This is a genomic window from Paraburkholderia sp. BL9I2N2 (genome assembly GCF_004339745.1).
GTDB lineage: Bacteria > Pseudomonadota > Gammaproteobacteria > Burkholderiales > Burkholderiaceae > Paraburkholderia.
In genome coordinates, this window is sequence record NZ_SMGP01000005.1 from 194,722 (window position 1) to 206,631 (window position 11,910).

An 11,910-nucleotide genomic window follows, 5' to 3' on the forward strand; every position below is an offset into this window, starting at 1 on the left:
TGCGCCGAGCGGCTTTCCGGCCGCCGCGCGCATCGCCCGGTCTTGAAACAGGCGCAAGCGTCATGGATAAATTCATCGTACACACCGGCGTCGTGGCGCCGCTCGATCGCGAGAACGTCGATACGGACGCGATCATTCCGAAGCAATTCCTGAAGTCGATCAAGCGCACGGGTTTCGGTCCGAACGCGTTCGACGAATGGCGCTACCTCGACCACGGCGAGCCGGGTCAGGACAATTCGAAGCGTCCGCTGAATCCGGATTTCGTGTTGAACCAGCCGCGCTACCAGGGCGCTTCGGTGCTGCTGGCGCGCAAGAATTTCGGTTGTGGTAGCTCGCGCGAGCACGCGCCCTGGGCGCTGGAGCAATACGGCTTTCGCGCGCTGATCGCGCCGAGTTTCGCCGACATTTTCTATAACAACTGCTTCAAGAACGGCGTGTTGCCGATCGTGCTGACCGAACAGCAAGTGGATCACCTGTTCAACGAGACGTATGCGTTCAACGGTTTCAAGCTGACGGTCGATCTCGAGGCGCAAGTCGTGCGCACGTCGGACGGCGGCACCGAATATCCGTTCGAAGTCGCGGCGTTCCGCAAGTACTGCCTGCTGAACGGCTTCGACGACATCGGCCTCACGCTGCGTCACGCGGACAAGATTCGCCAGTTCGAAGCGGAGCGCATTACGAAGCAGCCTTGGCTGAATCACCGCATCGTCGGTTAAGCGCGTCGGGTCTCTGAGGCCCGCTCGTTGATTCAAGCTCGCAAGAAAACGCCGGGGCGCCCCAAGTTTTCTTGCCCCCGCGGGGGGCCTGACGCGAAGCGACAGGTCTGGGGGCACTCTCACTCTCGAAGCAAACATCAAGGAATTCGCATGAAGATCGCAGTCTTGCCGGGCGACGGCATCGGTCCCGAAATCGTCAAGGAAGCCGTCAAGGTCCTGAATGTACTCGGCGAAAAGTTCGAACTCGAAGAAGCGCCGGTTGGCGGCGCGGGCTACGAAGCGAAGGGCCACCCGCTGCCCGACTCGACGCTGACGCTGGCGAAAGAAGCCGACGCGATCCTGTTCGGCGCCGTCGGCGACTGGAAATATGACTCGCTCGAACGCGCGCTTCGCCCGGAGCAGGCCATTCTGGGTCTGCGCAAGCATCTGCAACTGTTCGCGAACTTCCGTCCGGCGATCTGCTATCCGCAACTCACCGGCGCGTCGTCGTTGAAGGAAGAGATCGTCTCGGGCCTCGACATCCTGATCGTGCGTGAACTGAACGGCGACATCTATTTCGGCGCGCCGCGCGGCGTGCGTTCGTCGCCGGACGGGCTGTTCGAAGGCGCGAAGGAAGGCTTCGACACGATGCGTTATTCGGAGCCCGAAGTGCGCCGCATCGCGCACGTCGCGTTTCAGGCGGCGCAAAAGCGTCAGAAGAAGCTGACGAGCGTGGACAAGGCCAATGTGCTCGAAACCTCGCAGTTCTGGCGCGACGTGATGATCGACGTATCGAAGGAATATGCGGACGTCGAGTTGTCGCACATGTATGTCGATAACGCCGCGATGCAACTGGTTAAGGCGCCGAAGGCGTTCGACGTGGTCGTCACCGGCAACATGTTCGGCGACATTCTCTCCGACGAAGCGGCCATGCTGACGGGTTCGATCGGCATGCTGCCGTCCGCCTCGCTCGACAAGAACAACAAGGGCTTGTACGAGCCGTCGCATGGTTCGGCACCGGACATCGCCGGCAAGGGCGTCGCGAATCCGCTCGCCACGATTCTGTCGGCGGCCATGATGCTGCGCTATTCGCTGAACAAGGCGGAGCAGGCGGATCGTATCGAAAACGCCGTGAGAAAGGTGCTCGAACAAGGCTATCGCACCGGCGATATTCTTACGCCGGGTTGCAAGCAGGTCGGCACCGTCGCGATGGGCGACGCGGTCGTTGCAGCGCTGTAAAAGCAGGCAAGTAATGCAGGCAAGTAAAGCGGTAGTCAGGTCGACAAACGGCCTTTAAAACGCGAATTGGCCTCGAAAGAGGCCGATTCGCGCAATACGGACGGCAGCGGCGGACATTGACGTCGCCGGATTCCGGTTTTCGTGTATATTGTAGCGATGGCGCACACAGCTCAAATCTCCTCGATTTCGACACTGCACGGCAAAACGGCCCGTGTGGTTGAGCTCGCCATTACCGCCAAAGCTTCCATTAAAACGATTACCCCGAAAACGATCACGAAGCGCTGATCGTCCGTCGTGCCCGCTCATCTTCCCCGCGCGGTCACTGCGGGCAAAGATGCGGGGAAGTTTCCATTCGAAGGGTATGAAGTCATGAACGTAGGTCTCGTAGGTTGGCGCGGCATGGTCGGCAGCGTCCTGATGCAACGCATGCAGCAGGAAGGCGATTTCGATCTTATCGAACCGGTGTTTTTCAGCACCAGCAACGCGGGCGGCAACGCGCCGTCGTTCGCCAAAAACGAGACCAAGCTCAAAGATGCGACAAGCATCGACGACCTGAAGAAGTGCGAAGCGATCATCTCGTGCCAGGGCGGCGACTACACGAACGAAGTGTTCCCGAAGCTGCGCGCCGCGGGCTGGAACGGCTACTGGATCGACGCGGCGTCGTCGCTGCGCATGAAGGACGACGCGGTCATCATTCTCGATCCGGTCAACCTCGACGTGATCAAGAACGCGTTGGTCAAGGGCCAGAAGAACTTCATCGGCGGCAATTGCACCGTTAGCCTGATGCTGATGGCGCTCGGCGGCCTGTTCCGCGAAAACCTCGTCGACTGGATGACGGCTATGACGTATCAGGCCGCTTCGGGCGCGGGCGCGCAAAACATGCGCGAACTGCTGCAGCAAATGGGCACGCTGTACGGTGCGGCGAAGGAAGACCTGGCGGATCCGTCGTCGGCGATTCTCGACATCGACCGCCGCGTGCTGAGCGCGATGAACAGCGACCGTATGCCGACCGACAACTTCGGCGTGCCGCTCGCCGGGTCGCTGATTCCGTGGATCGACAAGGATCTCGGCAACGGCATGTCGAAGGAAGAGTGGAAGGGCGGCGCGGAAACCAACAAGATTCTCGGCAAGCCCGCCATGGGCACGCCGGGTTCGATTCCGGTCGACGGCCTGTGCGTGCGCATCGGCGCAATGCGCTGCCACTCGCAGGCACTGACCATCAAGCTGAACAAGGACGTGCCGCTCGACGAAGTGAACAGCATCCTCGCGTCGGGCAACGACTGGGTCAAGGTCGTGCCGAACGAGCGTGAAGCGTCGATGCGCGATCTGTCCCCGGCGGTGGTGACGGGTACGCTGACGGTGCCGGTCGGCCGCGTGCGCAAACTGGCGATGGGCGGCGAATACCTGTCGGCTTTCACGGTCGGCGATCAGTTGTTGTGGGGCGCTGCGGAACCGCTGCGTCGCATGCTTCGCATTGTGCTCGACAAGTAAAGTAAACTACGCGCTCACGACGCGTAGAAAACTCAAGAAGCGTCGCGCTTGCGCGGCGCTTTTTTCATTGTGTGCTCCGATTATCTTGTCTCTTTCCAACCGCAAAAAAGGGCTGCGCGCTGACGCGCCAGGAGTCCCGATGAACCTTCGACTCTCATCCCTTCGGGCTATGTTCATTCATCGAGGTGCGGGCCGATTGGCCGCTGCCACGGCTGCGGCTCTCGCGCTGGCGGGTGCTGGCATGGGCAGCGCTCTCGCCGCGCCGGGCGATGCCGCGAGCGCGCCGGACGCCGCCTCCGTTTCGTACGCGAACGGCGGTCAAGTGACGGTACGGCCTGGACAGTCGCTGAACGACGTGGCGATTGCCGTCACGCAGTCGCACGACAAAGCGACGCTCGCGCGCGCCTCGCGCGCGCTCTTCGATGCGAACCCGAATGCCTTCATGAGCCACGACCCGAGCCGGTTGCGGCTGGGCGCGGTGCTGACGGTGCCCGTGTTGGATGCGTCGGGCGCGCTGGCTGCGTCGGCGGCGGGTGTTGCGGCGGCGGCTTCCGCGGCTGCGCCTGCTTCCACGTCGAATGCAGCCCCGGCGACCGACGCGGCGAGTGCTGCAGCGCAGGTCAACGCGGCGGCGGCAAGCGCAGCAAGCGCTGCGACTCGCGCGGCGACGCCGGCCGCGCCTGCTGTTTCGGCGATGGCCAGTGCGGCCACTGAGGCAAGCTCGGTGGCGCTTGGCGGCACGGCTTCATCGGCGCCGGTCGCGGGATCGCAGGCGGCGGCACTGCCGGCCAGCGGCACCCATGAGTGGACCGGTTCGATCCAGCCCTCGGCTAGCGAGGCTGCTGAAGGCGCATCCACGGCTGGTGCAGGAACGAATCCGGCGACGACCGCCGCGCAGCCGGCGTCGCAACCGCGCGCGCAGGTGTCGAGCTTGCAGCAATTGCTCGCGCTGAAGAATCGAGTGCTGATGGAGTTGCAGAAGCATGGCATCGGCGGGACCCCGCCTGCTTCGGGCACCGCGTCGAACAATGTCGCGCAGCCGGCAGCTGGCGTGTCTTCAGTGGCGGCTGTGCCGAGTCATGGCGCTACGCCGGTGGCATCGACGTCGAATGATGCCGGCATGTCGCAGACGGAGTTGAGCGTGGCGGCGGCGGTCGGCGCGGCGCTGGTCGCGCTGCTGGCGGCGTTGCGTATGGGCCGGCGTAAGCGCGAACGTGCGGCGGCGGAAGCTGCGTCGGCGGATGGCGATGCGGCGGTGTCCACGCGCACGACGGGTCCGCAGGACATCGTTTCGACGCGCGAGCACGTTCCGGTGCGCGAAGCGTCGGACGCCGGCGATGATGCGGCCGTGGGAAATGCGGCGGCGCTGGCGGCTGCGGAACGTGAAGCTGCCGAAGGTGACGCGGCGGCGCGTGAAATGGCGGAGCGTGTGGCGGCGGAGCGCGACGCGGAGATTCGTCAGGTGGCTGCGCGGGAGGCGGCGGAGAAAGCGGCGGCGGAACGTGTGGCTGAAGAACGGGCTGCGGCAGAGCGTGCTGCGGCGGAACGCGCTGCGGCGGAGCAAGCAGAGGCCGAGCGCGCAGCGGCAGAGCGCGCGGCGGCGGAACGTGCGGCAGCGGAGCAAGCAGAGGCAGAGCGCGCAGCGGCGGAACGCATGGCAGCGGAGCGAGCAGAGGCCGAGCGCGCAGCGGCGGAACGCACGGCAGCGGAGCAAGCAGCGGCAGAGCGCGCAGCGGCGGAGCGGGCAACCGCAGAGCGTGCAGCGGAACAACATCCGTCAGGCCACGCAACCTTCCCCTTACCCGACCACATCTCGCAAGAGCGCGACGCAACACACGCGTCCGTCGAACCCGCGCAATTGGATTCGAACACCGCTCCATCCGCTCAGAGTGGCTTCACTCCCGAGCCTCTCCCGGCGCCGTACCACGACGACTTCGATAGCGCGACCACGGCCGCAAGCCTTGCCGCCGCTGCGGAACTCGGCGCCGAGGCGTTGCCGCTGGCGCCCCTCGAACCCGTCGACGAAGCCTTCCTGCACGAGGAACCTGCCCATCGTCTGCAATGGGACGACGTGCCGGCTGTGCCGCAGGAACCTTCCGTCGAGCCGCACACGACTTCGGCGTTCGGCCAGCCGTACAGCGACGCACCGGTGCCGGCCGCGCCGTTGGCGGGTGAGACGCAGCAAGCGCACGCCGAACCGTCGTATGAACCACACCAAGCGGCCCAATCGGCCCAAACGGCACCATCCGATGCCGCACCGAAGCTCGAGCCTGAAGAACCGCTAGCGCAACCCCAGTCCGCGCCAGCAGCCGTGCCGGCCGAATTCCCGCGCGACGCCGTCGATGCGTTCGGCAGCCTCGACATGCCGTTGCCCCCGCGCGTCGAGTCGTCCGCAGACGCCCTGCAAGTGCCCGCCTCACTGTCGACCCAACCGGTGGCATCGCCGGAATTCACGGCGAAACATGCTGCGCCGTTACCGCACCCGGACGACGACGCGCCGCATATCGCCGACGAAATCACCGCCGGCACCGCAGGCCACGCGGCCGTCGCGGGCCTGGGTGCGGGTTTAGGTACGGGCTTCGGCGCATCCGGCTTCGGCGCGTTGAAGCTCGATTTCGACCTCGAGTTGCCGCCGAGCCCGGCCCAGCCGTTGCCGGCGTTCACGCAGAACGATCTCGGCCGCATCGCTCGCAACAAGCTCGAACTGGCGGCCGAGTACATCGAACTCGGCGATCTGTCCGGCGCGCGCGCGCTCATCAACGAAGTGATCGAGACGAACGATCCGGGTACGCGCACCGAGGCCCGCGCGTTGCTCTCAACGCTCGCCCCGTTGTCGTGAAGCGTATTGCTCTAGGCGTCCAGTACGACGGTTCGGCATTCTGCGGTTGGCAGTCGCAACCGCACCGCAACACCGTTCAGGACGAGCTCGAACGGGCGCTGCGCGAGTTCGCGCAGACGCCGGTGCAAACCGTCGTCGCGGGCCGCACGGATACAGGGGTGCATGGTCTCGGCCAGGTCGTGCACTTCGACACAGAACTCGATCGCGCCGACGTGTCCTGGGTTCGCGGCACCAATTCGTTCCTGCCGAAGACCATCTCGATCCAGTGGGCCAAGCCGATGCCCGACGAGTTCCACGCACGTTTCTCGGCGTTCGAGCGGACCTATTACTATGTGCTGTACGTTCATCCGGTGCGCTCGCCGATGCTGGCGACGCGCGCCGGTTGGGTGCATACGGCGCTAGACGTCGGCGCGATGCGGGCGGCCGCGGCTCATCTGATCGGCGAGCACGATTTTTCGGCGTTCCGTTCGTCGCAATGTCAGGCGAAAACGCCGGTCAAGCATCTGTATCAGATCGACGTACGGGAGCAGGGCGACTTCGTCCATTTCCGTTTTCGGGCGAACGCCTTCCTGCATCATATGGTGCGCAACCTGATGGGCTGTCTCGTCTACATCGGCCGTGGCCGTCGCCCGGTCGAATGGATGGCCGAGGTGCTCGCGAGCCGCGATCGCGATTTCGCCGCGCCGACCTTCATGCCAGACGGCTTGTATCTGGCGCAGGTGGGCTATCCTGAGCAATTCGCCGTGCCCGCGCCGCAGACAGGCAGCGTGCCGTGGAGTACCGTATGGACCGAGCAAGCCCAAACATGAAAGCAACCGAAACCCTCGCGAACGAATCCCACGCCGGCGCGCAGCAGGCGGCGCCGCATCGCACGCGCATCAAGCTGTGCGGCCTGTCGAAGCCGGAAGACGTGCCCCACGCCATCGACCTCGGCGCCGACGCGATCGGCCTCGTGTTCTACCCGCCGAGCCCGCGCTCGGTCAGCGTCGCGCAGGCAGTCGAGCTGGTGCACGACGTGCCGCCGTTCCTGTCGGTGGTCGGCTTGTTCGTCAACGCCACGCCGGACTGGATCCGCGAGGTCGCGAGCAACGTGGGCCTCACGCTGTTGCAGTTTCACGGCGACGAGACGCCGGAACAGTGCGAATCGCTTGCCGGCGTTGCGGGTTTGCCTTGGTTGCGCGCGTTGCGCGTTGCGGCGGATACTCAGCCCGCCGATTTGGTAAAATCGGCGCTTAGCTATTCAGCAGCCAGCGGCCTTCTGTTCGACACCCATGTCGAAGGATACGGCGGCGGCGGGAAGGTCTTCGATTGGTCACTTATTCCAGCAGAGCTCGCGCGTCGGGCCGTTTTGAGTGGTGGGTTGAACGCGCAAAACGTCAGTGATGCGATCCATCGCGTGCGCCCGTACGCGGTCGATGTCTCGAGCGGCATCGAAACGCCGGGCGCCAAGGGCGTGAAAGATCACGCCCGGATGGCGGCGTTCGTACGCGCGGTACGCGCAGCGGACGCCGAATGATTCCGGCGCGGCGGTTGTCTCGCACGAGAGCCGCGCGCCACACTGAGAAGAGTGATCACCATGTATAACTTGCCTGACGAAAGAGGCCATTTCGGCCAATTTGGTGGCGTGTTCGTCGCTGAAACGTTGGTTCACGCGCTCGACGAGCTGCGTGCGGCGTACGAAAAATATAAGCAAGACCCGGAATTCGTCGCCGAATACGAGCGCGAACTGAAGTATTTTGTCGGCCGTCCGTCGCCGATTTATCACGCACAGCGCTGGAGCGAGATGCTCGGCGGCGCGCAGATTTTTCTCAAGCGTGAAGACCTGAATCACACCGGTGCGCACAAGGTCAACAACGTGATCGGGCAGGCGCTGCTTGCCAAGCGCATGGGCAAACCGCGCGTGATCGCGGAAACCGGCGCCGGCCAGCACGGCGTGGCCACGGCCACGATCGCCGCGCGGTTCGGCATGGAGTGCGTGGTCTACATGGGCGCGGAAGACGTGCGCCGCCAGGCCGCCAACGTGTATCGCATGAAACTGCTCGGCGCGACCGTCATACCCGTCGAGTCGGGCTCGCGGACCTTGAAGGACGCGTTGAACGAAGCCATGCGCGACTGGGTCACCAACGTCGAAAACACGTTCTACATCATCGGCACGGTCGCGGGGCCGCATCCGTACCCGATGATGGTGCGCGACTTTCAGCGTGTGATCGGCGACGAGTGCAAGGTGCAAATGCCTGAACTGGTCGGTCGTCAGCCCGATGCGGTGATTGCGTGCGTTGGTGGCGGTTCGAATGCGATGGGCATCTTTTACCCATACATTGACGACACTTCGGTGAAATTGATCGGCGTCGAGGCTGCCGGCGACGGCATTGAATCCGGCCGCCACGCAGCGTCGCTGATCGGCGGAAGTCCCGGCGTGCTGCACGGCAACCGCACGTACCTGCTTCAGGATGAAAACGGCCAGATCATCGAGACTCATTCGGTGTCGGCGGGTCTGGATTATCCGGGTGTCGGTCCTGAGCACGCGTGGTTAAAAGACAGCAAACGCGCGGAATATGTCGGCATCACCGACGAAGAAGCGCTCAAGGCGTTCCACGATTGCTGCCGCATCGAAGGCATCATCCCGGCACTGGAATCCAGTCACGCGCTGGCCTATGCCACGAAACTCGCGCCGACGTTGCCGAAGGACAAGTACCTTCTGGTCAATTTGTCGGGCCGCGGCGACAAGGACATGCATACGGTCGCTGAGCGATCGGGCATTCAGTTCTGAGCGCCGCGACGATGCGTGACGAGTTCGACGAGCCGCAGCCGGCGACTGTAACCACGGAAACCACGCCGGCCGCCAATGCAACGGCGGCCGAGGCGCCTGCATCGCTGTTGCCGCAAGTGCCTGCCGGCATACGGTTGTTGAACCGCGATTTTCTGACCGATGTAGCGAACATTCCCGACGGATCGATCGACCTGATCGTATGCGATCCGCCTTACGGGCTCGGCAAGGACTATGGCAACGACTCCGACATGCGCACAGGCGAAGACTTTCTCGCCTGGACGCGTGGCTGGCTCGAACTGGCCATTCCCAAGCTGAAACCGTCAGGTTCGCTCTACATTTTCTGCACCTGGCAGTACGCGCCGGAAATCTTCAGCTTCCTGAAGACAAAACTCACGATGATCAACGAAATCATCTGGGACCGGCGTGTGCCGAGCATGGGCGGAACCGTGCGCCGGTTCACTTCGGTGCACGACAACATCGGCTTTTTCGCGGTGTCGAAGGATTACTTCTTCGATCTCGATCCCGTCCGCATCCCGTACGATGCCGCCACGAAGAAGGCGCGTTCGCGTAAATTGTTCGAAGGCAGTAAGTGGCTCGAGGTTGGCTATAATCCAAAGGATGTCTGGTCGGTGTCGCGACTGCATCGGCAGCATGCCGAGCGCGTCGCGCACCCCACCCAGAAGCCCCTGGAAATTGTCGAGCGGATGGTGCTGGCAAGTTGTCCGAAGGGCGGCCGCGTGCTCGACCCTTTCATGGGCAGCGGCACCACCGCGGTCGCTTGCGCGCGTCAGCAGCGCGAATTCGTCGGCTATGAGATCAATGAAAGTTACTGCGCGATCGCGCGCGAACGCGTCAGCGCGGCTGCCGCGCCGCCCGTAGCGCGTCGGGTCAAAGCCAAAACTCAACGGCAGACCGAAGTGCAATGAGCGACGTGCAATGAGCGCGCTGCGCAGTAACCCAAATCCGAGAATATTCCATGTCCCGTATCAAGAACACGTTTGCTGCGCTGTCCGCCCAGGGTAAGAAAGGCCTGATTCCGTTCATGACGGCTGGCGACCCGGACCCCGCGCGCACGGTCGAATTCATGCATGCGCTCGCCGCCGGCGGCGCCGATGTGATCGAACTCGGCGTGCCGTTTTCCGACCCGATGGCCGACGGCCCGGTGATCCAGCAATCGTCGGAACGCGCGTTGGCGCATGGCGTGTCGCTGCGCCACGTGATCGCCGACGTCAAGCGCTTCCGCGAAACCAACGACACCACGCCCGTCGTGCTGATGGGCTACGCCAATCCGATCGAACGCATGGGTACCGAAGCCTTTGCAAAGGCGGCGAAGGAAGCCGGGGTGGATGGCGTGCTGGTTGTCGACTATCCGCCGGAAGAGTGCGTTAATTTCGCCGAACAGATGCGATCTGCCGGCATCGATCCGATTTTTCTGCTCGCGCCCACGTCGACCGACGAGCGCATTGCGGAAGTCGGCAAAATCGCCAGCGGCTACGTCTATTATGTGTCGTTGAAAGGGGTGACCGGAGCGGCAAATCTGGACGTTTCCAGCATCGCGAGTAAAATCCCGGCCATCAAGTCGCGCGTCCCCCTGCCGGTGGGCGTCGGTTTCGGTATCCGCGATGCGCAAACCGCACGTGCGGTGGCCGAAGTATCCGATGCCGTCGTGATCGGCAGCCGTATCGTGCAATTGCTCGAACAGGCGGCGCCCGAAGCCGCTGCCGAGACGCTTACGCGTTTCGTCGCCGAAGTGCGCGAGGCGCTGGATAGCGTCGCGACTGCCCGATAACAGTTATTTTTGTCTTCTGTAGTGTAAGCGGCGGGCTTGTCCCGCCGTTTGCGCGATCGTAGACCCGAGAAGGATTCAATATGAGCTGGCTCGACAAACTGCTGCCGCCGAAAATCAAACAAACCGACCCGAAAAACCGTAAGGGGATTCCGGAAGGCCTGTGGATCAAGTGCCCGTCGTGCGAAGCCGTGCTGTATCGCAACGACGTCGAGGCCAATCTGCATGTTTGCCCGAAGTGCGACCATCACATGCGCATTGGCGCGCGTGAGCGGCTCGACGGCCTGCTCGATCCGGAAGGGCGCTACGAAATCGGCCAGGAAATCGTCCCGGTCGACGCGCTCAAGTTCAAAGACAGCCGCAAGTACCCGGATCGCCTGAAAGAGGCGATGGACGACACCGACGAAACCGACGCGATGGTCGTCATGGGCGGCGCGATCCACACGCTGCCGGTGGTGGTGGCCTGCTTCGAGTTCTCGTTCATGGGCGGCTCGATGGGTTCGGTGGTCGGTGAACGCTTCGCGCGCGGCGCGCAGAACGCGCTTGAACAGAAAGTGCCGTTCATCTGCTTCACCGCTTCGGGCGGCGCGCGGATGCAGGAAAGTCTGCTGTCGCTGATGCAGATGGCCAAGACCACGGCCATGCTCACCAAGCTCGCCGAAGCCAAGCTGCCGTTCATCTCCGTGCTGACCGATCCGACCATGGGCGGTGTATCGGCCAGTTTCGCGTTTCTCGGCGACGTGGTGATCGCGGAGCCGAAGGCGCTGATCGGTTTTGCCGGCCCGCGCGTGATCGAACAAACCGTGCGCGAGAAGCTGCCGGAAGGCTTCCAGCGCGCCGAATTCCTGCTGACGAAGGGCGCGATCGACATGATCGTCGACCGTCGCAAGCTGCGTGAAGAACTCGCGCAATTGATGGCGCTGTTGAGCCATCAACCGGCTGACGCCGTCGCGTAAGCAGGCACTACGGTGAACCGTCGTCGCGCTTTATCAAGCGCGGCGGCCGTCAGAAAAGCAGTAAAAAACAGCGCGCCGCGTGAGTGATCAAGCGGCGCGCTGTCATTTCCGGGATAATCACGGTCTCGCAACGC

Annotated in this window: 10 protein-coding genes; all 10 read left to right on the forward strand. The window is 63.6% G+C overall.

The window, feature by feature from the left end:
* Positions 1-62: 62 nt before the first annotated feature.
* On the forward strand, positions 63-716 hold the full coding sequence (gene leuD, locus B0G74_RS42545) for a 3-isopropylmalate dehydratase small subunit (RefSeq protein ID WP_132383622.1): 654 nt from the start codon (positions 63-65) through the stop codon (positions 714-716).
* Positions 717-866: 150 nt separating this feature from the next.
* Positions 867-1,934 carry a 3-isopropylmalate dehydrogenase gene (leuB, locus tag B0G74_RS42550; RefSeq protein WP_132383624.1) on the forward strand — a complete coding sequence of 356 codons (1,068 nt, stop codon included), beginning with the start codon at positions 867-869 and terminating at the stop codon, positions 1,932-1,934.
* A gap of 369 nt (positions 1,935-2,303) precedes the next feature.
* On the forward strand, positions 2,304-3,425 hold the full coding sequence (asd, locus tag B0G74_RS42555) for an aspartate-semialdehyde dehydrogenase (protein ID WP_012428637.1): 1,122 nt from the start codon (positions 2,304-2,306) through the stop codon (positions 3,423-3,425).
* Positions 3,426-3,564: 139 nt separating this feature from the next.
* Positions 3,565-6,264, forward strand: a complete 2,700-nt coding sequence (locus tag B0G74_RS42560) for a FimV/HubP family polar landmark protein (RefSeq protein ID WP_132383626.1) — start codon at positions 3,565-3,567, stop codon at positions 6,262-6,264.
* On the forward strand, positions 6,261-7,073 hold the full coding sequence (gene truA, locus B0G74_RS42565; protein WP_132383628.1) for a tRNA pseudouridine(38-40) synthase TruA: 813 nt from the start codon (positions 6,261-6,263) through the stop codon (positions 7,071-7,073). The genes B0G74_RS42560 and truA overlap by 4 nt, the downstream gene beginning before the upstream one ends.
* Positions 7,070-7,780, forward strand: coding sequence for a phosphoribosylanthranilate isomerase (locus tag B0G74_RS42570; protein WP_132383630.1), 711 nt, complete (start codon positions 7,070-7,072; stop codon positions 7,778-7,780). Before truA ends, B0G74_RS42570 begins: the two co-directional genes overlap by 4 nt.
* A gap of 60 nt (positions 7,781-7,840) precedes the next feature.
* A complete protein-coding gene (trpB, locus tag B0G74_RS42575) occupies positions 7,841-9,034 on the forward strand; it encodes a tryptophan synthase subunit beta (RefSeq protein WP_132383632.1) in 1,194 nt (397 codons plus the stop codon).
* An 11-nt stretch (positions 9,035-9,045) separates the two neighbouring features.
* A complete protein-coding gene (locus tag B0G74_RS42580) occupies positions 9,046-9,960 on the forward strand; it encodes a site-specific DNA-methyltransferase (protein ID WP_132383634.1) in 915 nt (304 codons plus the stop codon).
* A 50-nt stretch (positions 9,961-10,010) separates the two neighbouring features.
* Positions 10,011-10,823, forward strand: coding sequence for a tryptophan synthase subunit alpha (gene trpA, locus B0G74_RS42585; protein ID WP_132383636.1), 813 nt, complete (start codon positions 10,011-10,013; stop codon positions 10,821-10,823).
* A gap of 80 nt (positions 10,824-10,903) precedes the next feature.
* On the forward strand, positions 10,904-11,776 hold the full coding sequence (accD, locus tag B0G74_RS42590) for an acetyl-CoA carboxylase, carboxyltransferase subunit beta (RefSeq protein WP_012428630.1): 873 nt from the start codon (positions 10,904-10,906) through the stop codon (positions 11,774-11,776).
* Positions 11,777-11,910: the final 134 nt, after the last annotated feature.

Bases quoted from the DNA above. Each gene is read 5' to 3' on its own strand.
- leuD (WP_132383622.1), top strand. From the start codon at position 63: ATGGATAAATTCATCGTACACACCGGCGTCGTGGCGCCGCTCGATCGC.
- leuB (WP_132383624.1), top strand. From the start codon at position 867: ATGAAGATCGCAGTCTTGCCGGGCGACGGCATCGGTCCCGAAATCGTC.
- asd (WP_012428637.1), top strand. From the start codon at position 2,304: ATGAACGTAGGTCTCGTAGGTTGGCGCGGCATGGTCGGCAGCGTCCTG.
- B0G74_RS42560 (WP_132383626.1), top strand. From the start codon at position 3,565: ATGAACCTTCGACTCTCATCCCTTCGGGCTATGTTCATTCATCGAGGT.
- B0G74_RS42570 (WP_132383630.1), top strand. From the start codon at position 7,070: ATGAAAGCAACCGAAACCCTCGCGAACGAATCCCACGCCGGCGCGCAG.
- trpB (WP_132383632.1), top strand. From the start codon at position 7,841: ATGTATAACTTGCCTGACGAAAGAGGCCATTTCGGCCAATTTGGTGGC.
- B0G74_RS42580 (WP_132383634.1), top strand. From the start codon at position 9,046: ATGCGTGACGAGTTCGACGAGCCGCAGCCGGCGACTGTAACCACGGAA.
- trpA (WP_132383636.1), top strand. From the start codon at position 10,011: ATGTCCCGTATCAAGAACACGTTTGCTGCGCTGTCCGCCCAGGGTAAG.
- accD (WP_012428630.1), top strand. From the start codon at position 10,904: ATGAGCTGGCTCGACAAACTGCTGCCGCCGAAAATCAAACAAACCGAC.